The sequence below is a fragment of the Pseudomonas sp. CFII68 genome (assembly GCF_000416195.1).
Lineage (GTDB): Bacteria > Pseudomonadota > Gammaproteobacteria > Pseudomonadales > Pseudomonadaceae > Aquipseudomonas > Aquipseudomonas kilonensis.
The window spans coordinates 1-22,830 of record NZ_ATLN01000023.1 but is presented as its reverse complement, the minus strand read 5'-3'; the positions used below and the strand labels follow the sequence as shown (position 1 = coordinate 22,830).

At 61.9% G+C, this 22,830-nt stretch carries 20 protein-coding genes; 12 read left to right on the top strand and 8 right to left on the bottom strand.

The genetic code is table 11. The features are described 5' to 3' along the window. Nucleotides 1–889: 889 nt before the first annotated feature. On the top strand, nucleotides 890–1,276 hold the full coding sequence (locus tag CFII68_RS22980; RefSeq protein WP_018601878.1) for a DUF6124 family protein: 387 nt from the start codon (nucleotides 890–892) through the stop codon (nucleotides 1,274–1,276). Nucleotides 1,277–1,390: 114 nt separating this feature from the next. Here the strand turns inward: CFII68_RS22980 and CFII68_RS22985 are convergent, their stop codons facing one another. Next, nucleotides 1,391–2,107, bottom strand: coding sequence for an SIMPL domain-containing protein (locus CFII68_RS22985; protein ID WP_018601876.1), 717 nt, complete (start codon nucleotides 2,105–2,107; stop codon nucleotides 1,391–1,393). A 364-nt stretch (nucleotides 2,108–2,471) separates the two neighbouring features. Here CFII68_RS22985 and CFII68_RS22990 point away from each other — a divergent pair, with 364 nt between their 5' ends. The 4 genes from CFII68_RS22990 (at nucleotide 2,472) to CFII68_RS23005 (ending at nucleotide 7,132) form a co-directional block, all read left to right on the top strand. Next, a complete protein-coding gene (locus CFII68_RS22990; RefSeq protein ID WP_018601873.1) occupies nucleotides 2,472–3,731 on the top strand; it encodes an ATP-binding protein in 1,260 nt (419 codons plus the stop codon). Beyond that, nucleotides 3,728–4,288 carry a response regulator transcription factor gene (locus CFII68_RS22995; RefSeq protein ID WP_003177957.1) on the top strand — a complete coding sequence of 187 codons (561 nt, stop codon included), beginning with the start codon at nucleotides 3,728–3,730 and terminating at the stop codon, nucleotides 4,286–4,288. The genes CFII68_RS22990 and CFII68_RS22995 overlap by 4 nt, the downstream gene beginning before the upstream one ends. A gap of 92 nt (nucleotides 4,289–4,380) precedes the next feature. Next, complete coding sequence (locus CFII68_RS23000; protein ID WP_018601869.1) at nucleotides 4,381–6,108, top strand: ABC transporter ATP-binding protein/permease; 1,728 nt, start codon at nucleotides 4,381–4,383, stop codon at nucleotides 6,106–6,108. A 277-nt stretch (nucleotides 6,109–6,385) separates the two neighbouring features. Next, nucleotides 6,386–7,132, top strand: a complete 747-nt coding sequence (locus CFII68_RS23005) for a FadR/GntR family transcriptional regulator (protein ID WP_018601868.1) — start codon at nucleotides 6,386–6,388, stop codon at nucleotides 7,130–7,132. Between the two features lie 226 nt (nucleotides 7,133–7,358). Here CFII68_RS23005 and CFII68_RS23010 read toward each other — a convergent pair whose 3' ends face one another. Next, nucleotides 7,359–7,712 carry a hypothetical protein gene (locus CFII68_RS23010; RefSeq protein WP_018601867.1) on the bottom strand — a complete coding sequence of 118 codons (354 nt, stop codon included), beginning with the start codon at nucleotides 7,710–7,712 and terminating at the stop codon, nucleotides 7,359–7,361. 371 nt (nucleotides 7,713–8,083) lie between these two features. Between CFII68_RS23010 and kdgD the strand changes: the two genes are divergently transcribed. The 5 genes from kdgD (at nucleotide 8,084) to CFII68_RS23035 (ending at nucleotide 15,033) form a co-directional block, all read left to right on the top strand. Further along, nucleotides 8,084–8,995 (top strand): 5-dehydro-4-deoxyglucarate dehydratase, encoded by a 912-nt coding sequence (kdgD, locus tag CFII68_RS23015; RefSeq protein WP_003177964.1) that lies wholly within the window; start codon nucleotides 8,084–8,086, stop codon nucleotides 8,993–8,995. A gap of 128 nt (nucleotides 8,996–9,123) precedes the next feature. After that, nucleotides 9,124–10,569 carry an aldehyde dehydrogenase family protein gene (locus tag CFII68_RS23020; protein ID WP_018601859.1) on the top strand — a complete coding sequence of 482 codons (1,446 nt, stop codon included), beginning with the start codon at nucleotides 9,124–9,126 and terminating at the stop codon, nucleotides 10,567–10,569. Nucleotides 10,570–10,771: 202 nt separating this feature from the next. Further along, nucleotides 10,772–12,136 (top strand): MFS transporter, encoded by a 1,365-nt coding sequence (locus tag CFII68_RS23025; RefSeq protein ID WP_018601856.1) that lies wholly within the window; start codon nucleotides 10,772–10,774, stop codon nucleotides 12,134–12,136. A gap of 12 nt (nucleotides 12,137–12,148) precedes the next feature. Next, a complete protein-coding gene (garD, locus tag CFII68_RS23030; RefSeq protein WP_018601854.1) occupies nucleotides 12,149–13,702 on the top strand; it encodes a galactarate dehydratase in 1,554 nt (517 codons plus the stop codon). Nucleotides 13,703–14,091: 389 nt separating this feature from the next. Next, on the top strand, nucleotides 14,092–15,033 hold the full coding sequence (locus CFII68_RS23035) for an AEC family transporter (RefSeq protein WP_018601852.1): 942 nt from the start codon (nucleotides 14,092–14,094) through the stop codon (nucleotides 15,031–15,033). A gap of 136 nt (nucleotides 15,034–15,169) precedes the next feature. Here the strand turns inward: CFII68_RS23035 and CFII68_RS23040 are convergent, their stop codons facing one another. The 6 genes from CFII68_RS23040 to gatC form a co-directional block, all read right to left on the bottom strand. Then, on the bottom strand, nucleotides 15,170–15,550 hold the full coding sequence (locus CFII68_RS23040) for a carboxymuconolactone decarboxylase family protein (RefSeq protein ID WP_018601850.1): 381 nt from the start codon (nucleotides 15,548–15,550) through the stop codon (nucleotides 15,170–15,172). Then, a complete protein-coding gene (locus CFII68_RS23045; RefSeq protein WP_033062418.1) occupies nucleotides 15,547–16,608 on the bottom strand; it encodes a calcium/sodium antiporter in 1,062 nt (353 codons plus the stop codon). Before CFII68_RS23045 ends, CFII68_RS23040 begins: the two co-directional genes overlap by 4 nt. Nucleotides 16,609–16,657: 49 nt before the next feature. Then, nucleotides 16,658–17,035, bottom strand: coding sequence for a septal ring lytic transglycosylase RlpA family protein (locus CFII68_RS23050; RefSeq protein ID WP_014336618.1), 378 nt, complete (start codon nucleotides 17,033–17,035; stop codon nucleotides 16,658–16,660). A gap of 224 nt (nucleotides 17,036–17,259) precedes the next feature. Further along, nucleotides 17,260–18,705, bottom strand: coding sequence for an Asp-tRNA(Asn)/Glu-tRNA(Gln) amidotransferase subunit GatB (gatB, locus tag CFII68_RS23055; protein WP_018601845.1), 1,446 nt, complete (start codon nucleotides 18,703–18,705; stop codon nucleotides 17,260–17,262). A 10-nt stretch (nucleotides 18,706–18,715) separates the two neighbouring features. Continuing rightward, nucleotides 18,716–20,167 carry an Asp-tRNA(Asn)/Glu-tRNA(Gln) amidotransferase subunit GatA gene (gatA, locus tag CFII68_RS23060; RefSeq protein WP_018601844.1) on the bottom strand — a complete coding sequence of 484 codons (1,452 nt, stop codon included), beginning with the start codon at nucleotides 20,165–20,167 and terminating at the stop codon, nucleotides 18,716–18,718. Between the two features lie 16 nt (nucleotides 20,168–20,183). After that, on the bottom strand, nucleotides 20,184–20,471 hold the full coding sequence (gatC, locus tag CFII68_RS23065) for an Asp-tRNA(Asn)/Glu-tRNA(Gln) amidotransferase subunit GatC (RefSeq protein WP_003197816.1): 288 nt from the start codon (nucleotides 20,469–20,471) through the stop codon (nucleotides 20,184–20,186). 214 nt (nucleotides 20,472–20,685) lie between these two features. On the opposite strand from gatC, the gene mreB reads away from it, so the two are divergent. Together mreB and mreC are read left to right on the top strand one after the other, a co-directional pair. After that, nucleotides 20,686–21,723, top strand: a complete 1,038-nt coding sequence (gene mreB / locus CFII68_RS23070; RefSeq protein ID WP_002555108.1) for a rod shape-determining protein MreB — start codon at nucleotides 20,686–20,688, stop codon at nucleotides 21,721–21,723. Between the two features lie 188 nt (nucleotides 21,724–21,911). Next, on the top strand, nucleotides 21,912–22,830 hold a 919-nt coding region (mreC, locus tag CFII68_RS23075; protein WP_371103464.1), incomplete at its 3' end, for a rod shape-determining protein MreC.

The window sequence follows — 22,830 nt, the reverse complement described above, 5'->3', positions numbered from 1 at the left end:
TGCTCGCGAGGCGGCCTTACAGCCGGCCTGTTTCTTCGGCTGTCCCCAACCCAAATTGTGGGAGCGAGCTTGCTCGCGATGAGGCCAGTAAGCTCAACATGCATGTGACTGAACCACCGCCATCGCGAGCAAGCTTTGCTCCCACAGGAGAAACGCGGTCTCACCAAGAGCTAGGTCGGCTATAAGGCCGCCTCGCGGTGGACGTTGATCTCGGCGCCCCGTTAACCACGATGGCCGAACGCAGGCATTGATCCGTGGGCACCTCGGCATGGATGCCGAGGTAGCCGCGCTGGGCCATGGATGGCCCTTCGCGGCGGCCCACGGAGCAATGCCGGAGTGAGGGCACACCGAGCCTAAGCGAGGTGCCGAGTGGTGGGGCAGAAGCGTTTTGCTTACTTTTGCGCTTCTCAAAAGTGAGCCGCTGTAAGAGCGGAACCATTAGTCGCCTTCACCAAAAAAACGGATATACACACAACGCTGAAAAGGGCCGCTTCGCAGCCCAGCGGGAGCAAGCTCCCTCGCCACGGGGGTTGCAGCGCCAGGAGGTGTGATGAGTCATTCATTTGTGTCGGAAGGATCACCGGCCCCGAAAGGAAACATCCCACAGCTTTTTAGGGTTGCCGCTCGGAAGTGGGCTCTCTAACCTTTGGACGTCGCTGCCTAATCAGCGACCGGGTGTGGAAACCTGAACCTTTAGCAGTGGCATGGCTGAACATCGTGTTGCCGACGTCTGGTTTCGTCTGCAAACTGCGTCTTGGCGGCTGTGCGTGGGCAGACTTCGTCTGGCCGGGTCCTGCTAACCGGTATTTCCACCCCACGTACCGCTGCCACCTATTGTCGCGTGGAAACGACACAGGGATGGCTCCAACTTTAAGCAGGAGAATTGAATATGGATAAGTCAGTCCCCGACCCACCCTTCAACAAAACCAACCCCCTTTCCGGTTTCGACGCCATCGAAGACCTACTCAAAGACCGCGCCGCCGCCGAGCGAGCCCTCAATCATTACCTCAACCCAAAGCCTCCAGAGCCAAGCACCGATCAGCGCATCGACAGCCTGTTCTCCGTCACCGCCAAAGCCGATGCCGACACGCTGTTGACCAGCACCTCCGAAACCCTGGCCTCAATCAAAGCCATGGCCGAGGACCTGGCCTTTGAAGTGGAGGGCACGCGCCGCAGCGTGGCGCTGGGGATTCATCAGTTGGTGGAGTTGTGCCAGTTGCTGGTGGACAAGGCGTTGGATCAGCTTGAGGCACCGGCCAGCCCTGCTGAGGTGTAGCGAGAGGGGAAGGTCCGACCTATTAACTCAAGGTCGGACACAAACCTGTGGCGAGGGGATAAATCCCCTCGCCACAAGGGCTTCACTGGGCTGACGGCACAGTCAGTCCATCGATTACTGCATCAACACCTCAACCACCCCATCCGCCGTCATCGTCACCTGGCTGGTGCCCGCTTCAACTTCCGGCGTCACCGACTCAGCATCCATGGACGCCGCTTTCATCATCATCTGCGGGCGCATGTACGGTTGTGGATAACCGTTGGTGTTGAAGTTCAGGTTGACGATTTTGTAACCCTTGCCGCCCAGGGCGTCGGTGGCCAGTTGGGCGCGGGCCTTGAAGGCGTTGACGGCGTCCTTGAGCAGGGCGTCTTCGCTGCTCTGGCGGGTGGCGGTGGCGATGGCGAAGTCCATGCCGGCCATTTTCATATCACCAAGCAGTTCACCGGTGAGTTTGGACAGGGCGGCGAAGTCGGCGCTTTCCAGGCGCAGTTCGGCGCGTTCGCGCCAGCCGGTGATTTTCCCGCCTTTGTTGTCGTAGATCGGGTAGCTGTTGCGGCTGCCTTGGCGCAGGTTGACGTCCTTGACTTGCTTGGCCTGGCCGATGGCTTTGTTCAGCGTGGTGCTGACGGCGGCGGCGAGTTTGGCCGGGTCGGTGTTCTGTTCTTCGGTGTAGAGGGTGACGATCATCAGGTCGCGGGCCACTTCCTGGCTGGCTTCGGCGCGCAGGGAAATCTGGTTGTAGTGCAGCTCATCGGCGGCCAGGGCCGGCAGGCTGGCGACAGTGCCGAGGCTGAGGGCGAGCAGGGCGGCGGGGCGACTGAACGTGTGCATGAAAGCTCCTTGGAATGATGTGCAGGGGTGAGGTCCGGGCCTGCGTGAACGTTAAGACTCTAGCTTTTATGGGTGGGTTCGCACAGTTACAACTTCTATACAGATCATGCACGGTGAAAGGCTTTCTGTGGCGAGGGGATTTATCCCCGCTGTGGGAGCAAAGCTTGCTCGCGAAAGGGCACCTTCCTCTATGGAAGACCGCAGCGCCTTCATCGCGGGCAAGCCTTGCTCCCACAGTATCCCCTCGCCACAAGGGCATGCAGCGAGGCTGGAGGCTGTGGCGCTTTGCCGCAGATCTGCCGCTGCAAGCCGCGCCTTGGTTATACTCCGTGCGATCCGCCTGGAGCGCTCATCAGGAGAGCTCATGCTCGCCCCTTTGCAAATGACATCCGCCTCTCGCCAGAACCTCTGGCGCCTGACATTCATCCGCATTCTGGTCCTGGCGGCCCAGGCTGGGTCCGTGGGGCTCGCCTATTGGTTCGACCTGCTGCCGCTGCCCTGGCTGCAATTGGCGATCACCCTGGTCTGTTCCAGCGTGCTCTGTGCGCTGACGGCGATTCGCCTGCGCACCTCGTGGCCGGTGACCGAGCTGGAATACGCCGTGCAACTGGCCGGCGACCTGTTTATCCACAGTGCGCTGCTGTATTTCTCTGGCGGTTCCACCAACCCCTTCGTCTCCTATTACCTGGTGCCACTGACCATCGCCGCGGTGACGTTGCCGTGGCGCTATTCGCTGATTCTTTCCGGTATCGCCCTGGCGCTGTACACCTTGCTGCTGGCGCGCTTCTATCCGCTGGAAACCTTCCCCATCGCCCGGGAAAACCTGCAGATCTACGGCATGTGGCTGAGTTTCGCCCTGGCGGCGGGGGTCATCACGTTTTTTGCCGCGCGCATGGCCGAGGAGCTGCGCCGCCAGGAAGAGCTGCGGGCCATCCGTCGTGAAGAGGGCTTGCGGGACGAGCAATTGCTGGCCGTGGCGACCCAGGCCGCCGGCGCCGCTCACGAATTGGGCACGCCGCTGGCGACCATGAGTGTGCTGCTCAAGGAGATGCGCCAGGATCACCACGACCCGGCGCTGCAGGATGATCTCAGCGTGCTGCAGGACCAGGTCAAGCTGTGCAAGGAAACCCTGCAATACCTGGTGCGTGCGGCCGAGGCCAATCGCCGGCTGGCCATCGACATGCAAGACGTCACCGATTGGCTCGACGAAGCGCTGAACCGCTGGCACCTGATGCGCCCGGAAGCCAGTTATCGCTTCCAGCGCCTGGGCCAGGGGGCGGTTCCGCGCATGGCGCCGCCGCCGGACCTGACCCAGGCGCTGCTGAACCTGCTCAACAACGCCGCCGATGCTTGCCCCGAAGGGCTGGAAGTGGCGTTGGACTGGAATGTCTATGATCTGACCATCAGTATTCGCGACCATGGCGCCGGTGTGCCGCTGGCGATTGCCGAGCAGATCGGCAAACCGTTCTATACCACCAAGGGCAAAGGTTTCGGCCTGGGCCTGTTTTTGAGCAAAGCCAGCGTGACACGCGCCGGCGGCTCGGTGAAACTCTACCCCCATGAGGAAGGCGGCACGCTCACCGAGCTGCGCCTGCCCCATGCCGACCGAGGAGACGAAACATGAGTGACGAGATCCAAGTCGACGGCGAAGAGCTGCCGCACCTGTTGCTGGTAGATGACGACGCCACGTTTACCCGTGTCATGGCCCGCGCCATGTCCCGTCGCGGTTTTCGCGTCAGCACCGCAGGTTCTGCCGAAGAAGGCCTGACCATCGCCCAGGCCGACCTGCCGGACTACGCCGCCCTGGACTTGAAAATGGACGGCGATTCGGGCCTGGTGCTGCTGCCCAAGCTGCTCGAGCTGGACCCGGAGATGCGCGTGGTGATCCTCACCGGTTATTCGAGCATCGCCACCGCGGTCGAGGCCATCAAGCGCGGTGCCTGCAATTACCTGTGCAAACCGGCGGATGCCGATGATGTACTGGCGGCGCTGTTGTCCGAGCACGCCGACCTCGACACCCTGGTGCCGGAAAACCCCATGTCGGTGGATCGCCTGCAATGGGAGCACATCCAGCGCGTGCTGACCGAGCACGAAGGCAATATCTCCGCCACGGCCCGCGCCCTGGGCATGCACCGGCGGACCTTGCAGCGCAAATTGCAAAAGCGTCCCGTGCGTCGCTGAACCTGCGCTGAACAGGTGTTGTCCACCCTCGCGACACATCGGGCCGTTGCTTTATGATCGGCCCGAGTTCTTTTCCCTATTGAGCCTTAACCATGAATCAGAACGCTGAATATTCCGCGGTCAATGACGCGGTGCGCGGGCAGTTTTTCCGCCGTGTCTGGCAAATGACCACGCCGTACTGGCGCAGTGAGGAGAAGGGCAAGGCCTGGACGCTGTTGATCGCCGTCATCGCACTCTCGCTGTTCAGCGTGGCGATTTCGGTGTGGATCAACAGTTGGTACAAGGATTTCTACAACGCCCTGCAAGAGAAGGACAGCGCGGCGTTCTGGCAATTGATCCTGTATTTCTGCGGCATCGCGGCGGTGGCGATCCTCGGCGCCGTCTATCGCTTGTACCTCACGCAGATGCTGACCATTCGCTGGCGGGCCTGGCTGACGGAGCAGCATTTTGCCCGTTGGCTCAATGACAAGAACTATTACCGACTGGAGCAGGGCGGTTATACCGATAACCCGGACCAGCGGATTTCCGAAGACCTCAACAGTTTTACCAGCAATACCCTGAGCCTGGGCCTGGGGTTGCTGCGTACCGTGGTCAGCCTGGTGTCGTTCTCGATCATTTTGTGGGGCGTGTCAGGCAGCATCGAGGTGTTCGGCTACACCATCCCCGGCTACATGTTCTGGTGTGCGCTGGTGTATGCGGCGGTGGGCAGCTGGCTGACGCACCTGATCGGCCGTCGCCTGATCGGTCTGAACAACAACCAGCAACGCTTCGAAGCGGACCTGCGTTTCTCCATGGTCCGGGTGCGCGAAAACGCCGAGAGCATTGCCCTGTACAACGGCGAACCGAACGAAAACCGTCGCTTGAGCGGGCGTTTTGGCCTGGTCTGGCATAACTTCTGGGACATCATGCGGGTGTCCAAGCGCCTGACGTTCTTCACCTCCGGCTATGGCCAGATCGCGATCATCTTCCCGTTCATCGTCGCCGCGCCGCGCTACTTCGCCGGCAAGATCCAGCTGGGCGAGCTCATGCAGATCAACTCGGCCTTCGGCAATGTGCAGGAGAACTTCAGTTGGTTCATCAGCGCCTACGCCGACCTCGCCGCGTGGCGCGCCACCTGCGATCGTCTGCTGAGTTTCCGCCAGGCCATGAGCGACAACGAAGACCGTGTGCCGGCCATCGATGTGCAAAACCAGGGTGATGGGTTGAAGGTTCATCACCTGGGGCTGGACCTGGCCGACGGTCGCCATCTGCTCGAGAACGCCGACATGACCGTGGAGCCGGGCGAGCGGGTGATGCTCAGTGGCCGTTCAGGCAGCGGTAAATCGACCCTGCTGCGCGCGATGGGGCACTTGTGGCCGGCGGGGCACGGGACGATCCGGCTTCCGGCCGCGCGTTACCTGTTCCTGCCGCAGAAGCCGTATCTGCCGATTGGCAGCCTGCGTGAGGTATTGAGTTATCCACAGGCCGGCGATATCTACCCCAACGAACGTTATGCACAGGTGCTGGAAACCTGCCGCCTGCCGCACCTGATCTCGCGGCTGGATGAGAGCAACCACTGGCAACGCATGCTCTCGCCCGGCGAGCAACAACGCCTGGCGTTTGCCCGGGCATTGCTTTATGCGCCGCAATGGTTGTACATGGACGAAGCCACGTCGGCGATGGATGAAGAAGACGAAGCAACGCTGTACCAGGCGCTGATCGACCAGTTGCCGGGCCTGAGCATCGTCAGCGTCGGCCACCGAAGCAGTTTGAAACGTTTCCACCCGCGACATGTGCGTATCGAAAATGGCCAACTGGTGGAGCGCACCGTAACCGCATAAACACCACAAAACCTGTGGGAGCGGGCTTGCTCGCGAAGGCGGTGTGTCAGTTGACATTGACGTATCTGACACGCCGCCTTCGCGAGCAAGCCCGCTCCCACAAGGGTTTGTGGTGAGCCGGATGTTTATGTCTACAACCGATTCGATGTGGGAGCGAGCTTGCTCGCGATGAAGCCGACTCGGTGTCAGCACCCGACTCGCCACTGCTCCCACGGTGATCGTACAACCACGTTGCGCTATGATGATGCCATTCAGCCGTTTACCGAGACACAGCCCCATGGAAAACCCGATCGACGTACCACGCTTTCCCCGCAAGCGCCGCAGCCTGGCGCAGGAGCTGGTGACGGTGTTGACCGAGCAGATTCGCGACGGCCTGCTCAAGCGTGGCGATAAATTGCCCACCGAGTCGGCGATCATGGAAGCCCATGGCGTCAGCCGTACGGTGGTGCGCGAGGCGATTTCCCGCTTGCAGGCGGCCGGCCAGGTGGAAACCCGCCATGGCATCGGCACCTTCGTGCTGGACACGCCGAGCCCGAGTGGTTTTCGCATCGACCCGGCCACCGTGGTCACCTTGCGTGACGTGCTGGCGATCCTGGAATTGCGCATCAGCCTGGAAGTGGAGTCCGCCGGGCTGGCGGCGCAGCGCCGCAGCGACGAGCAACTGGCCGCGATGCGCGCCGCCCTCGACGCCTTGAACGAAAGCGCCGCCCACGCCAGTGATGCGGTGGCCTCGGACTTCGCCTTCCACCTGGAAATCGCCCTGTCCACCGGCAACCGCTACTTCACCGACATCATGACCCACCTGGGCACCAGCATCATTCCGCGTACCCGGGTGAACTCGGCGCGCCTGGCCCACGATGACCAGCAGCGCTACATGAACCGCCTGAGCCGCGAGCACGAGGAGATCTACGACGCCATCGCCCGCCAGGACTCCGAGGCGGCTCGTGCGGCCATGCGGTTGCACCTGACCAACAGCCGCGAAAGGCTGCGCCAGGCCCATGAAGAGGCGCAGGCGCAGGGCTAGCTGCTGTCAGTTGAGATGAGGTGAGTCGCTGTTCCTGTGGCGAGGGGATTTATCCCCGCTGGGGTGCGAAGCAGCCCCACACTGACGCCTCTGTGTGTCAGATCGGATTGAGTCACCGCCTCTGGGGTTGCTGTGCAACCCAGCGGGGATAAATCCCCTCGCCACAGGGGAGCGGTGTCCGGCTTTGTATCTGTGTGCCCGTCTGACGAGTCGTAGGCGCGCAGCCCTACGCGTTGACCCGCAACATTTGCGGCTCGGATGTATCGGGATCCCAGCTCTCGTAGCTAACCTCGTAACGAAGCTCAACCAATTTGCCGAGGTAAGCTGTCAACTCGGCGTTGGTTACAGTCACTGTCACATCCTTGCGCGGCGTACCTTCTTCGCCCTCGGTCAGAGGTGTAAACGCGCCTGCCGGAGTAGGAGGCGTCGAGCCGACGCCCAAAGTCAGTTGGGCGTTCGAGTACGGTGCGAAAGCTGTATCCGGAATCTTCACGATTAACGCCGTTGTCTTTGACAGGCTGATTGTGATTTCCCCTGCGGTTGGAAAATCCTTGAGCGTGGGTTTCGCATACGTCGTCATGATGTCACTCCCTGTGAGGCAGCCCTGATCGTTGCGTACGGGCGACTCACTTAAAAGATCGTGAAAGGGACTACGGCCGTGCCCAGCACGGCCATGCCTGGGTTATGCCCCCTTGCCCTGACGACGCCTACTGGCAAAGTTGACAGTGACGACGAGCGGTCCTGATGCTCGGGCGGCAAGTTTCATCCTTCTTCCAATCCCGCTAAAACCCCCGATTTACAAGGCTTCACGACAAACGCCCCGGTCCTGACCCCCGACAAAAGACGAAATGCAGTTGACGTTCATATTTTAAGTTGTACGATGACCTACAACTTCACGTGAAGCTGAACCGTTTCCTACAACACATCATTTGCGTCCAGGGTGTTCGAATAATGAATCCACAAGAACTGAAGTCCATCCTCTCGTCTGGCCTGCTGTCGTTCCCGGTCACCGACTTTACTGCCCAAGGCGATTTCAATCGCGACAGCTACATCAAGCGCCTCGAGTGGCTGGCCCCGTATGGCGCCTCTGCCTTGTTCGCAGCGGGCGGCACCGGTGAATTCTTCTCCCTGGCCGCCAGCGAGTACTCGCAGGTCATCAAGACCGCCGTCGATACCTGCGCCACCAGCGTGCCAATCCTTGCCGGTGTCGGCGGTGCTACCCGCCAGGCCATCGAATACGCTCAAGAAGCCGAGCGCCTGGGTGCCAAGGGCCTGTTGCTGCTGCCGCATTACCTGACCGAAGCCAGCCAGGACGGCGTTGCCGCCCACGTTGAAGCCGTGTGCAAATCGGTGAAGATCGGCGTGGTGGTGTACAACCGCAACGTCTGCCGCCTGAACGCCACTTTGCTGGAACAACTGGCCGAGCGCTGCCCGAACCTGATCGGCTACAAGGATGGCCTGGGCGATATCGAACTGATGGTGTCGATCCGTCGCCGCCTCGGCGACCGCTTCAGCTACCTGGGCGGCCTGCCGACCGCTGAAGTCTATGCCGCGGCCTACAAGGCCCTGGGCGTGCCGGTCTACTCCTCGGCGGTGTTCAACTTCATCCCGAAAACCGCGATGGATTTCTACCACGCCATTGCCCGCGACGATCACGAGACCGTCGGCAAGATCATCGACGACTTCTTCCTGCCTTACCTGGACATCCGCAACCGCAAGGCCGGTTACGCGGTGAGCATCGTCAAGGCCGGCGCGAAGATCGTTGGTTATGACGCCGGCCCTGTGCGCACGCCGCTGACCGACCTGCTGCCAGAAGAATACGAAGCCCTGGCCGCGCTGATCGACAAGCAAGGCAAGCAGTAACAGACCCGATGAGGCCGCTGAGTAATCAGCGGCTTTTTGCGTAAGGCTTGTCGTTCCCACGCTCTGCGTGGGAACGCCGCCAGGGACGCTCTGCGTCCCCAGATCGCTTTTGTAGAAGGAGTAGCTCCGTGGCAGATTCAAAGCGTTTCGATAACTACATCAACGGTCAGTGGGTGGCCGGTGCCGACTATTGCACCAACATCAACCCGTCTGACTTGTCCGATGTCATCGGTGAATACGCCAAGGCTGACGCAGCGCAAGTCAACGCCGCCATCGAAGCCGCCCGCGCCGCGTTCCCGGCCTGGTCGACCTCGGGCATCCAGGCCCGTCATGATGCGCTGGACAAAGTCGGCAGCGAGATCCTCGCCCGCCGTGAAGAACTCGGCCAACTGCTGGCCCGGGAGGAGGGCAAGACCCTGCCCGAAGCCATCGGCGAAGTGACCCGCGCCGGTAACATTTTCAAATTCTTCGCCGGTGAATGCCTGCGCCTGTCGGGCGATTACGTGCCGTCGGTGCGCCCGGGCGTCAACGTCGAAGTCACCCGCGAAGCCCTCGGTGTGGTCGGCCTGATCACGCCGTGGAACTTCCCGATTGCCATTCCCGCGTGGAAAATCGCCCCGGCCCTGGCCTACGGCAACTGCGTGGTGATCAAACCTGCCGAGTTGGTACCGGGCTGCGCCTGGGCCCTGGCCGAGATCATCTCCCGCGCCGGTTTCCCGGCCGGTGCGTTCAACCTGGTGATGGGCAGCGGCCGTGTGGTCGGCGAAGTCCTGGTCAACAGCCCGAAAGTCGACGGCATCAGCTTTACCGGTTCGGTGGGCGTGGGGCGGCAGATCGCCGTCAACTGCGTGTCGCGCCAGGCCAAGGTGCAGTTGGAAATGGGCGGCAAGAACCCGCAGATCATCCTCGACGACGCCGACCTCAAGCAGGCCGTCGAACTGGCGGTACAGAGCGCGTTCTACTCCACCGGCCAGCGCTGCACGGCCTCGAGTCGCCTGATCGTCACCGCCGGCATCCACGACAAGTTCGTCGAGGCCATGGCCGAGCGCATGCAGTCGATCAAGGTCGGTCATGCGTTGAAGGCCGGCACCGATATCGGTCCGGTGGTTTCCGAAGCCCAGCTCAGCCAGGACTTGAAGTACATCGACATCGGCCAGAGCGAAGGTGCGCGGCTGGTCAGCGGTGGCGGCCTGGTGACGTGCGACACGGAAGGTTACTTCCTGGCGCCGACCCTGTTCGCCGACAGCGAAGCCTCGATGCGCATCAGCCGCGAAGAGATCTTCGGCCCGGTGGCCAACGTCGTGCGCGTGGCCGACTACGAGGCGGCGCTGGCGATGGCCAACGACACCGAGTTCGGCTTGTCGGCCGGTATCGCCACCACCTCGTTGAAGTATGCCAACCACTTCAAGCGCCATTCCCAGGCGGGCATGGTGATGGTCAACCTCCCGACCGCCGGCGTGGATTACCACGTGCCGTTCGGCGGGCGCAAAGGTTCGTCCTATGGATCGCGTGAGCAAGGTCGCTACGCGCAAGAGTTCTACACCGTGGTGAAGACCGCTTACATCGGCTCCTGATACACCGCAATACCTGTAGGAGCTGCAGGAGCTGTAGGAGCTGTCGAGTGCAACGAGGCTGCGATCTTTCCCCTGACAATTGAGTCGTGAGCGAAAGATCAAAAGATCGCAGCCTCGTTTGCACTCGACAGCTCCTACAAGCTCCTACAGGACGTAACACAACATTTACCCGCATAAAAATAAATAGTGGGAGTACCTCTACATGCAAGCGACCAAGCCGACTCACGTCCGCTATTTGATCCTGCTCATGCTGTTTTTGGTGACAACGATCAACTACGCCGACCGTGCCACCATCGCCATCGCAGGCTCCAGCCTGCAAAAAGACCTCGGCATCGATGCCGTCACCCTCGGTTATATCTTCTCCGCCTTCGGCTGGGCCTACGTGGCCGGGCAGATTCCCGGCGGCTGGCTGCTCGACCGTTTCGGGTCGAAAAAAATCTATGCCTTGAGCATTTTCACCTGGTCGCTGTTCACCGTGCTGCAAGGCTATGTCGGTGAATTCGGCATGTCCACGGCCGTGGTTGCACTGTTCATGCTGCGCTTTCTGGTGGGGTTGGCCGAAGCGCCGTCCTTCCCGGGCAATGCACGGATCGTCGCCGCCTGGTTCCCGACCGCAGAACGCGGCACCGCCTCGGCGATCTTCAACTCGGCGCAGTATTTCGCCACCGTGTTGTTCGCACCGCTGATGGGCTGGATCGTCTACCGTTTCGGCTGGCAGCACGTGTTCATCGTGATGGGCGTGATTGGCATCGTGTTCTCGCTGATCTGGTTGAAAGTGATCTACGGTCCGCGCCAGCACCCGATGATCAACGAGGCCGAGTTCAATCACATCGCCGCCAACGGCGCGATGGTCGACATGGACCAGGACAAGGGCAAGGAAAAGAAAGCCGACGGTCCGAAGTGGGAATACATCCGTCAACTGCTGACCAACCGCATGATGCTCGGCGTGTACCTGGGGCAGTACTGCATCAACGGCATCACCTACTTCTTCCTGACCTGGTTCCCGGTGTACCTGGTGCAGGAACGCGGCATGACCATCCTCAAGGCCGGTTTCATCGCGTCCTTGCCGGCGATCTGCGGTTTCATCGGCGGCGTGCTGGGCGGAGTGATTTCCGACTACCTGCTGCGCAAGGGCCACTCGCTGACCTTCGCTCGCAAGACGCCGATCATCGCCGGTCTGCTGGTGTCCAGCAGCATCGTGGCGTGCAACTACGTCGACGTCGAATGGATGGTGGTGGGCTTCATGGCCCTGGCCTTCTTCGGTAAAGGCGTCGGCGCACTGGGCTGGGCCGTGGTCTCCGACACGTCGCCAAAACAGATCGCCGGTTTGAGCGGTGGCCTGTTCAACACCTTTGGCAACCTGGCATCGATCACCACGCCAATCGTCATTGGCTACATCATTAGCTCCACAGGCTCGTTCAAATGGGCACTGGTGTTCGTCGGTTGCAACGCGCTGATGGCGGTGTTCAGCTACCTGGTCATCGTCGGGCCGATCAAGCGTGTGGTGCTCAAGGAACCAACGGCCAAGGATGCCGACATCGCCAGCCTGTCTGAAGCCAAGTCCTGAGGAGCGGCATCAATGCAACTGATTGAACATGCCGATTCGCCGCGTTACATCCGCCTGCATGAGCGGGACAACGTGGTGATCGTCGTCAATGACCAGGGCGTACCGGCCGGGACCGAGTTCCCGGACGGCCTGGTCACTGTGGATTTCGTGCCGCAGAGCCACAAGGTCACCCTGGTGGACATTCCCGAGGGAGGCGAGGTGATTCGCTACGGCCAGGTCATTGGCTACGCGCTGCAACCGATCCCCCGTGGCAGCTGGGTCAAGGAAGACCAGTTGCGCATGCCCACCGCGCCGCCGCTGGACAGCTTGCCGCTGTCCACCGACGTGCCGGTGGCCGACGCGCCGCTGGAGGGCTACACCTTCGAGGGTTATCGCAACGCCGACGGTACCGTCGGCACGCGCAACATCCTGGGCATCACCACCACGGTGCAGTGCGTGACCGGGGTGCTGGACCATGCGGTCAAGCGCATCAAGGATGAGCTGCTGCCCAAGTACCCGAACGTCGATGACGTGGTGGCGCTGACCCACAGCTATGGCTGTGGCGTGGCGATCACTGCCACCGACGCCTACATCCCGATTCGTACCGTGCGCAACCTGGCGCGCAACCCGAACCTGGGGGGCGAGGCACTGGTGATCAGCCTGGGCTGCGAGAAATTGCAGGCCGGGCAGGTGATGCATGAGAACGACAGCTCGGTGGACCTCAGCGAGCCTTGGTTGTATCGCTTGCAGGATTCCAGCCACGGTTTCACCGAAATGATCGAGCAGATCATGGAACTGGCCGAGACCCGCCTGAAGAAACTCGACCAGCGCCGTCGCGAAACCGTACCGGCTTCGGAACTGATCCTGGGCATGCAGTGCGGCGGCAGCGATGCGTTCTCCGGCATCACCGCCAACCCGGCGCTGGGCTACGCCTCGGATCTGCTGCTGCGTGCCGGGGCGACGGTGATGTTCTCCGAAGTCACCGAAGTGCGCGATGCGATCTACCTGCTGACTTCCCGGGCGCAAACCCAGGAAGTGGCCCAGGAACTGGTGCGGGAAATGGACTGGTACGACCGTTACCTGGCCAAGGGCGAGGCCGATCGCAGTGCCAACACCACGCCGGGGAACAAGAAGGGTGGGTTGTCGAACATCGTCGAGAAGTCCCTGGGCTCGATCGTCAAGTCCGGCAGCAGCGCGATCAACGGCGTGCTCGGCCCGGGCGAGCGCTTCAAGCAAAAGGGCCTGATCTTCTGCGCCACACCGGCCAGTGATTTTGTCTGCGGCACGCTGCAACTGGCGGCGGGGATGAACCTGCATGTGTTCACCACCGGCCGAGGCACGCCGTACGGCTTGGCCATGGCTCCGGTGGTGAAGGTCTCGACCCGCACCGAACTGGCCCAACGCTGGCCGGACCTGATCGACATCGACGCCGGCCGGATCGCCACTGGACGGGCGACCATCGAGGAACTGGGCTGGGAGCTGTTCCACTACTACCTGGACGTGGCCAGCGGCAAGAAACAGACCTGGGCCGAGCGGCACAAGCTGTACAACGACATCACCTTGTTCAACCCGGCGCCGATTACCTGATGACTTCGTGATCGCTGGAGATCCAGTGTGGGAGCGGGCTTGCTCGCGATAGCGGTGGTTCAGTTTGCATTGATGTTGGATGTGCTGCCGTCTTCGCGAGCAAGCCCGCTCCCACAGGGGGGAATGCGGATTCTGTGACCGCCACAGATCCAGTGTGGGAGCGGGCTTGCTCGCGAATGCGGCAGTTCAGCTTGCATTAATGTTGGATGAGCCGACGTCTTCGCGAGCAAGCCCGCTCCCACAGGGGATGTGGGGCTGAATGTGGATTTTGTGTTCATCAAAGAACAAATGTGGGAGCGAGCCTGCTCGCGAAGACGCTTCACCAGACGCCAATGCCGTGAGTGGCTTATCATTAGCCACCTAACGACACTGCTCTCAAGGTCCCCGGCATGCTGGCAATTTTCTTCGAAACCCTGAACATCACCGCACCGGTGTTTGCCATGCTGTTTCTGGGGGCGTTGCTCAAGCGCATCAACTGGATCAACGACAACTTCATCCACATCGCCTCGTCCCTGGTGTTCAACGTCACCATGCCGGCGCTGTTGTTCCTCGGCATCCTCCATGCCGACCTGCATGCGGCGTTGCAGCCCGACCTGCTGATCTATTTTTCCATCGCTACCCTGGTGAGCTTTGCGATGGCCTGGGGCTGGGCGATCTGGCGTTGCCCGCGCGAAGATCGCGGCATCTATACCCAAGGTGCGTTTCGCGGCAACAACGGAGTCATCGGCCTGGCGCTGGCGGCGAGCATGTATGGCGACTACGGAATTTCCCTGGGGGCGATTCTCGCGGCGCTGGTGATCCTGTTCTACAACACCTTGTCGACCATCGTGCTGGCGGTCTACAGCCCGGTGATCAAGTCTGACCCATGGAGCATCTGCAAGAGTGTGATCAGCAACCCGCTGATCATCAGCGTGATCAGCGCCGCGCCGTTCGCCTATTGGCAGATCGGCCTGCCGAACTGGTTCGAGACCTCGGCCAAGTACCTGTCGCAAATGACCTTGCCCCTGGCATTGATCTGCATCGGCGGCACGCTGTCGCTGGCGGCCCTGCGCAAGAGCGGCAAGATGGCCCTGAGCTCAAGCCTGGTGAAGATGGTCGGCCTGCCACTGCTGGCTACTTTGGGCGCCTGGCTCTGGGGCTTTCGCGGGGCGGAACTGGGGATCCTGTTCCTGTACTTCGGCAGCCCCACCGCCGCCGCCAGTTACGTCATGGCCCGAGCGGCCGACGGCAACCATGAACTGGCGGCGGCGATCATCGTCATCACCACGCTGATGGCGGCGATTACCACCAACCTGGGGATCTTTGTGTTGCAGTGGGGTGGGTGGATCTAGGTTCGAAGGTTGTGGTGTTCTTTAGGCCCGATCGCGAGCAGGCTCGCTCCCACAGGTAATCACAGGTGTACCGGAGTTTTATGTACACCGAAGATCCACTGTGGGAGCGAGCCTGCTCGCGATTGCGATCTCCCAGTCACTCAGATTTCTGATAGCTATCGATCACTTCCTGCGCCGCCCGAAACGCATCGATTGCCGCCGGCACGCCCGCGTACACCGCGCAATGCAGCAATGCCTCGCGAATCTCTTCCACCGTGCAGCCATTGTTCAGTGCACCGCGCACATGACCCTTGAGTTCATGCGGGCACTTGAGGGCGGTGAGGGCGGCCAGGGTGATCAGGCTGCGGGTCTTGAGCGGCAAGCCGTCGCGGCTCCAGACGCTGCCCCAGGCATGTTCGTTGACGAAGTCCTGCAAGGGTTGGGTGAATTCGGTGGCGTTGCCCAGCGCGCGGTCGACGAACGCGTCGCCCATGACCTGGCGACGCATGTCCAGGCCGGTCTTTGGGGTGTCGGTCATGGCAAATCCCTCTTGTGGTGTTGGCGGCGCCAGGCGCGCAGGGAGGTGAACAGCAAAAACGCGAGCAGGGCCGGCAACACATAGAACAGCATGAGCCGTTCCAGTTGGCCGGCCAGGGGCATGCCGGTGGTGAACGACACCACGTGCAGCCCATAGGCCAGGTACAAGCCCAGCAACAGCAGGCCTTCGGCGCGGGTGACACGATAACCGGAATAGAACACCGGCAGGCACAGCACCGCCACGCCGAGCATCACCGGCAGGTCGAAATCCAGGGCGTTTGGCGAGACCGACAGTGGCGTGGGCGCGGCGAGGGCGGTGACTCCCAGCACGCCCAGCAGGTTGAACAGGTTGCTGCCGATCACGTTGCCTACCGCAATGTCCCGCTGGCCGCGCAGGGCGGCGATCAACGAGGTGGCGAGCTCCGGCAGCGAGGTGCTGACGGCGACGATGGTCAGGCCGATGATGCGCTCCGAGAGCCCGAGGTCCGTCGCCACTTCCACCGCTGCGCCCAGCAGCAGGTGGCCGGCGAAAACCAGCATGGCCAGGCCCAGCACGATCATCGACAGGCTCTTGGGCCAGGACCCCTGGGTCACGGTGATACCCACGGCGTGCGGTCGCCCCGAGTGTCGCGATTGGCGCAGCAACAGGCCCAGGTACACCGCCAGGGCCACCAGCAGCCATACGCCGTCCAACCGGGTCAGTTCTTCATTCCAGGCCAGCACGAACACCAGCAGGCTGGCACCGATCATCAGTGGGATGTCCAGGCGCACCAGTTGGCGCGAGACGCGCAGCGGAATGATCAGCGCCGACAGCCCGAGGGTGACGAGGATGTTGAAAATGCTGCTGCCGATCACGCTGCCCACGGCGATGTCGGCGTTTTGCGCCAGGGTTGCCTGCAGGCTGACGGCCATTTGTGGCGCACTGCTGCCGAACGCGACGACGCTCAGACCGATGATCAGTGGCCGTACTTGCAAGCGTGCCGCCAGGCCCACGGCGGCTCGCACCAGCAGTTCGGCACCGCCGATGAGCAACAGCAGGGCGCCGAACAATTCGATCAGGCTGAGCAGCGGTAGGGCGGTGAGTAGGGAAATGGCCGGGCTCCGTCTATCAGTCGTCGAGGGCTTGCACGCGCACCCGTGCGGTGCCGCTGCGCAACATGCCCAGTTGTTCGGCGGCTGCGCGGGATACGTCGATCAAACGACCACGAGTATACGGGCCGCGGTCGTTGATGCGGACCACGACGCTGTCGTTGTTTTTCAGGTTGGTGACTTTCACCCGAGTGCCGAACGGCAACTGGCGATGGGCGGCGGTCAGGCCATTCTGGTTGAAACGCTCGCCGCTGGCGGTGCGCTTGCCATGGTGCCGGGCACCGTAATAAGAGGCGACGCCGGTCTGGTCGTAGCCGTGTGGATCGACCGTCCCACTCTGGCTGGCGCAACCGGCCAGCAGGGACAGCAGGGCGCAGGCGCCGAGGAGACGCTTCATGTAGGGTTTTCCAACGACAGATAGGGGAGCTGGCCAGTGGGAGCAAAGCCAGTGGAAACAAAGCCAGTGAAAGCAAAACCTGTGGGAGCAAAGCTTGCTCGCGATGAACGATAACGCGGTCCACTGATGGATCGAGGTGTCTTCATCGCGAGCAAGCTTTGCTCCCACAGGCTCGCTCCCGCAAGGGCGAAGGGAGCCAGGCTTGATATCTGGCTCCATGGCAATCAGCCCTCGAGCTTGCTTTTGAGCAGTTCGTTGACCTGTTGCGGGTTGGCCTTGCCCTTGGAGGCTTTCATGGCCTGGCCGACGAAGAAGCCGAACATCTTGCCGCGCTTGGCTTCGTCTGCCGCACGGTACTGTTCGACTTGCTCGGCGTTGGCCGCGAGCATTTCATCGAGCACGGCGGAAATCGCGCCGGTGTCGGTGACCTGCTTCAAGCCGCGCTTCTCGATGATCTCGTCGGCGCTGCCTTCACCAGTGGCCATGGCTTCGAACACCATCTTGGCGATCTTGCCGGAAATGGTGTTGTCCTTGATCCGCACCAGCATGCCGCCCAGTTGTTCGGCCGAGACCGGCGACTCATCGATTTCCAGGCCCTGTTTGTTCAACAGGCTGCCCAGCTCGACCATCACCCAGTTGGCCGCCAGCTTGGCGTCGCCGCCGATGCTCACGACTTTCTCGAAGTAATCGGCCTGTTCGCGGCTGGTGGCCAGGACGTTGGCGTCATAGCTCGACAACCCGAATTGCGCCTGGAAGCGCTCGCGTTTCTGTGGTGGCAGTTCCGGCAGGGTGGTGCGTACCTCGTCGAGGAACGAGTTCTCGATGACCACTGGCAGCAGGTCCGGGTCGGGGAAGTAACGGTAGTCGTTGGCTTCCTCTTTGCTGCGCATTGGACGGGTCTCGTCCTTGTTCGGGTCGTACAGGCGGGTCTGCTGGATGACCTTGCCACCGTCCTCGATGAGTTCGATCTGGCGCTGGATCTCGCTGTTGATCGCCTTCTCGATGAAGCGGAACGAGTTGACGTTCTTGATCTCGCAGCGGGTGCCGAATTCGACCTGGCCCTTGGGCCGGATCGACACGTTGCAGTCGCAGCGCAGCGAGCCTTCGGCCATGTTGCCGTCGCAGATGCCCAGGTAGCGCACCAGCGCATGGATCGCCTTGACGTAGGCCACGGCTTCCTTGGCGCTGCGCATGTCCGGCTCGGAGACGATTTCCAGCAGCGGCGTGCCGGCACGGTTCAGGTCGATGCCGGTGGCGCCGTTGAATTCTTCGTGCAGGCTCTTGCCGGCGTCTTCTTCCAGGTGCGCACGGGTGATGCCGACGCGCTTGACCGTGCCGTCTTCCAAGGCGATGTCCAGGTGGCCCTTGCCGACGATCGGCAGTTCCATCTGGCTGATCTGGTAGCCCTTGGGCAGGTCCGGGTAGAAGTAGTTCTTGCGGGCGAACACGTTGTGCTGGCCGATCTCGGCGTCAATCGCCAGGCCGAACATCACCGCCATGCGCACCGCTTCGGCGTTGAGCACCGGCAGTACACCGGGCATGCCCAGGTCCACCAGGCTGGCCTGGGTGTTGGGCTCGGAACCGAATGTGGTGGAGCTACCGGAAAAGATTTTCGACCGGGTGGTGAGCTGGGTATGAATCTCCAGCCCGATCACGACTTCCCATTGCATGTGTTTCTCCTCAGAAGCCGGTTGGGGTGCGGGTGTGCCAGTCAGTGTTCAACTGATACTGGTGGGCAACGTTCAACAGGCGGCCTTCCTGGAAATACGGCGCGAGCAACTGCACGCCCACCGGCAGGCCATCGACGAAACCGGCCGGCATGGACAGGCCCGGCAAGCCGGCGAGGTTGGCGGTGATGGTGTAGACGTCTTCCAGGTACTCGGCGACCGGGTCACTGTTCTTGGCACCGAGTTTCCAGGCCGGGTTTGGCGTGGTTGGGCCGAGGATGATGTCGACCTCATTGAAGGCGGCCATGAAGTCGTTCTTCACCAGGCGACGGATTTTCTGCGCCTTGAGGTAGTAGGCATCGTAGTAGCCGGCGGACAACGCGTAGGCGCCGACCATGATCCGGCGCTGCACTTCGGCACCGAAGCCTTCGCCACGGGAGCGCTTGTACAGGTCGATCAGGTTTTCCGGGTTCTCGCAGCGATAGCCGAAGCGCACGCCGTCGAAACGCGACAGGTTCGAGGAGGCTTCTGCCGGGGCGATCACGTAGTACGCGGGAATCGCGTGCTGCATGTTCGGCAGGCTGATTTCCTTGATGACCGCGCCGAGCTTCTCCAGCGCCTTGACGCTGTTGTGGACCAGTTCGGCGATGCGTGGGTCGAGGCCGGCGCTGAAGTATTCCTTCGGCACGCCGATGCGCAGGCCCTGCAGCGAGCCGTTGAGGCTGGCGCTGTAGTCCGGCACTGGTTCGTCGATGCTGGTGGAGTCGTTCGGGTCGAAGCCGGCCATGCCTTGCAGCAGGATCGCGCAGTCTTCGGCGGTGCGGGCCAGCGGGCCACCCTGGTCGAGGCTGGAGGCGTAGGCGATCATGCCCCAGCGCGAGACGCGACCGTAGGTCGGCTTCAGGCCAGTGAGGTTGGTGAACGCAGCCGGTTGGCGAATCGAACCGCCGGTGTCGGTGGCGGTGGCGGCCGGCAACAGGCGTGCGGCCACGGCGGCGGCGGAACCGCCGGACGAGCCGCCCGGTACGTGCTCCAGGTTCCACGGGTTTTTCACCGCGCCGTAGTAGCTCGACTCGTTGGCCGAGCCCATGGCGAACTCGTCCATGTTGGTCTTGCCCAGGGTCACGGTGCCGGCGGCGGCCAGCTTGGCGACCACGGTGGCATCGTACGGAGCCTTGAAGTTGTCGAGCATCTTCGAGCCGCAGCTGGTGCGGATGCCCTGGGTGCAGAACAAGTCCTTGTGGGCAATCGGCGCACCGAGCAGGGCGCCGGTTTCACCATTGGCGCGCCGGGCGTCGGCGGCCTTGGCCTGGCTCAGGGCCAGCTCCTGGGTGAGGCTGATGAAGCTGTTGAGCTGCGGATCGAGCTGGGCGATGCGCGCCAGCAGGACCTGGGTCAGCTCTTCGGAAGAAAACTTTTTATCGGCGAGTCCGCGGGCGATCTCGGCCAGGGTCATGTGATGCATGAGAGGCTCTTTCCCTTTAGTCGATGACTTTCGGAACCAGGTACAGGCCGTTTTCGACCGCTGGTGCGATGGACTGGTAGGCCTCGCGGTGATTGGACTCGGTCACGACGTCGGCGCGCAGGCGCTGGCTGGCTTCCAGTGGGTGGGCCAGTGGTTCGATACCGTCGGTATTGACCGCCTGCATCTCGTCGACCAGCCCCAGAATGCTGTTCAGGGCAGAAGTGATGTGTGGAAGATCGGCTTCATTGAGGCCCAGACAGGCCAGATGAGCGATTTTTTCCACGTCGGAGCGTTCAAGCGCCATGGGATTCTCCAGTGGAAAACAAAACGGACGTAATCTGTCCGTGTGTTAGATTGTCGGAACACTACCGCATTTCTACGGGTCTATACCCGCGATTGTGGGGTTTGGTGCACAGAAAAGCGGCCAATTTAACATATTGGCGCCTTGCCCAAAATCCCTGTCGTTGTTAGAGTTTGCCGCACTTTTTTACCCACGCGTTGCCTAGGGTCCCTTTCCCATGTTCAAGAAACTGCGTGGCATGTTTTCCAGCGATCTTTCCATTGACCTGGGCACTGCCAACACCCTTATTTACGTGCGCGAGCGCGGTATCGTCCTGAATGAACCCTCGGTCGTGGCCATCCGCACCCACGGTAACCAGAAAAGTGTCGTGGCTGTCGGTACGGAAGCCAAGCGCATGCTGGGCCGTACACCGGGCAACATCGCAGCCATTCGCCCTATGAAGGACGGCGTGATCGCCGATTTCAGCGTCTGCGAAAAGATGCTGCAGTACTTCATCAACAAGGTTCACGAAAACAGCTTCCTGCAGCCCAGCCCTCGTGTGCTGATCTGCGTTCCATGCAAGTCCACCCAGGTAGAGCGTCGCGCTATCCGTGAATCGGCCCTCGGCGCCGGTGCCCGTGAAGTGTTCCTGATCGAAGAGCCAATGGCTGCTGCCATCGGTGCCGGCCTGCCGGTGGAAGAAGCCCGCGGCTCGATGGTCGTCGACATCGGTGGCGGTACCACTGAAATCGCGCTGATCTCCCTCAACGGTGTGGTCTACGCCGAGTCCGTACGTGTGGGCGGCGACCGTTTCGACGAAGCGATCATCACTTATGTGCGTCGCAACTACGGCAGCCTGATCGGCGAATCCACCGCCGAGCGCATCAAGCAGGAAATCGGCACGGCCTACCCGGGCGGTGAAGTGCGCGAAGTCGACGTACGCGGTCGCAACCTGGCCGAAGGCGTTCCACGGGCCTTTACCCTCAACTCCAACGAAGTGCTCGAAGCGCTGCAAGAATCGTTGGCGACCATCGTCCAGGCCGTCAAGAGCGCCTTGGAGCAGTCGCCGCCGGAGCTGGCGTCGGACATCGCCGAGCGCGGCCTGGTGCTGACCGGTGGTGGCGCGCTGCTGCGTGACCTCGACAAGCTGCTGGCCCAGGAAACCGGGCTGCCGGTGATCGTTGCCGAAGACCCGTTGACCTGCGTTGCCCGCGGCGGTGGCCGTGCATTGGAAATGATGGACAAGCACACCATGGACCTGCTCTCCAGCGAATAAGTTGGCTGGATCGTCTATGTTGTTCGCTCCCGGGCAGCACTTTGCAGTGCTGCCCGTTGGCGTTTATCTTCTGTCATTCGTATCCAGGCCGGTTTGATGCCGTATGAATAAAGAAAACATTTGCCTGGGAGGAGCGGCCTATTAAACCGCTTTTCGCCAAAGGCCCCTCATTGGGTGTGCGCCTGCTGGTGCTGACCGTGCTCTCGGTCGCGCTGATGGTGGTCGATGCCCGCTTCACGCTGCTCAAGCCTGTGCGCAGCCAGATGTCGCTGGTGTTGATGGAGTCCTACTGGATCACCGACTTGCCGCAGCGCTTGTGGCAAGGTGTGGCCAGCCAGTTTGGCAGCCGGACCGAACTGGTCGCCGAAAACGAAAAACTCAAGACCGAAAACCTGCTGTTGCAGGGGCGCATGCAGAAGCTGGCGGCCCTCACCGAGCAGAACGTTCGGCTGCGCGAGTTGCTCAATTCTTCGGCGCTGGTCAACGAGAAGGTCGAAGTGGCCGAGTTGATCGGCATGGACCCCAACCCCTTCACCCATCGCATCCTCATCAACAAGGGCGAGCGCGACGGCGTTGTCCTCGGCCAGCCGGTGCTCGACGCCCGGGGCCTGATGGGCCAGGTGGTGGAGTTGATGCCCTACACCTCCCGGGTGCTGCTGCTGACCGATACCACCCACAGCATTCCCGTGCAGGTCAATCGTAACGGCTTGCGCGCGATTGCCAGCGGCACCGGCAACCCGGAACGCCTGGAACTGCGGCACGTGGCCGATACCGCCGACATCAAGGAAGGCGACCTGCTGGTCAGCTCCGGCCTCGGCCAGCGCTTCCCGGCCGGGTACCCGGTGGCGACGGTCAAGGAAGTCATCCATGACTCCGGCCAGCCGTTCGCCATTGTCCGCGCGGTGCCGACGGCGGCGCTGAATCGCAGCCGCTACCTGCTGCTGGTCTTCAGCGACAACCGTACGCCCGAAGAGCGTGCCAACGATGCCGCCGTGGCCCAGGAAGCCCAGGACCGCCAGGGCGGCGAGTCGGCTGCCCCAGCGACAGCAACGCCTGCGCCTGTCCCGGTCACGGTGCCAAAACCACCAGTGCCTGCACCGGCGACGG

Excerpts from the sequence above, each read along its gene's own strand:
- garD (WP_018601854.1), top strand. The coding sequence starts at position 12,149 with ATGCAACTGATTGAACATGCCGATTCGCCGCGTTACATCCGCCTGCAT.
- CFII68_RS23035 (WP_018601852.1), top strand. The coding sequence starts at position 14,092 with ATGCTGGCAATTTTCTTCGAAACCCTGAACATCACCGCACCGGTGTTT.
- CFII68_RS23000 (WP_018601869.1), top strand. The coding sequence starts at position 4,381 with ATGAATCAGAACGCTGAATATTCCGCGGTCAATGACGCGGTGCGCGGG.
- kdgD (WP_003177964.1), top strand. The coding sequence starts at position 8,084 with ATGAATCCACAAGAACTGAAGTCCATCCTCTCGTCTGGCCTGCTGTCG.
- CFII68_RS22985 (WP_018601876.1), bottom strand. The coding sequence starts at position 2,107 with ATGCACACGTTCAGTCGCCCCGCCGCCCTGCTCGCCCTCAGCCTCGGC.
- CFII68_RS23025 (WP_018601856.1), top strand. The coding sequence starts at position 10,772 with ATGCAAGCGACCAAGCCGACTCACGTCCGCTATTTGATCCTGCTCATG.
- CFII68_RS23040 (WP_018601850.1), bottom strand. The coding sequence starts at position 15,550 with ATGACCGACACCCCAAAGACCGGCCTGGACATGCGTCGCCAGGTCATG.
- CFII68_RS22995 (WP_003177957.1), top strand. The coding sequence starts at position 3,728 with ATGAGTGACGAGATCCAAGTCGACGGCGAAGAGCTGCCGCACCTGTTG.
- gatB (WP_018601845.1), bottom strand. The coding sequence starts at position 18,705 with ATGCAATGGGAAGTCGTGATCGGGCTGGAGATTCATACCCAGCTCACC.
- gatA (WP_018601844.1), bottom strand. The coding sequence starts at position 20,167 with ATGCATCACATGACCCTGGCCGAGATCGCCCGCGGACTCGCCGATAAA.
- CFII68_RS23005 (WP_018601868.1), top strand. The coding sequence starts at position 6,386 with ATGGAAAACCCGATCGACGTACCACGCTTTCCCCGCAAGCGCCGCAGC.
- CFII68_RS23050 (WP_014336618.1), bottom strand. The coding sequence starts at position 17,035 with ATGAAGCGTCTCCTCGGCGCCTGCGCCCTGCTGTCCCTGCTGGCCGGT.
- CFII68_RS22980 (WP_018601878.1), top strand. The coding sequence starts at position 890 with ATGGATAAGTCAGTCCCCGACCCACCCTTCAACAAAACCAACCCCCTT.
- mreB (WP_002555108.1), top strand. The coding sequence starts at position 20,686 with ATGTTCAAGAAACTGCGTGGCATGTTTTCCAGCGATCTTTCCATTGAC.
- CFII68_RS23010 (WP_018601867.1), bottom strand. The coding sequence starts at position 7,712 with ATGACGACGTATGCGAAACCCACGCTCAAGGATTTTCCAACCGCAGGG.
- CFII68_RS22990 (WP_018601873.1), top strand. The coding sequence starts at position 2,472 with ATGCTCGCCCCTTTGCAAATGACATCCGCCTCTCGCCAGAACCTCTGG.
- gatC (WP_003197816.1), bottom strand. The coding sequence starts at position 20,471 with ATGGCGCTTGAACGCTCCGACGTGGAAAAAATCGCTCATCTGGCCTGT.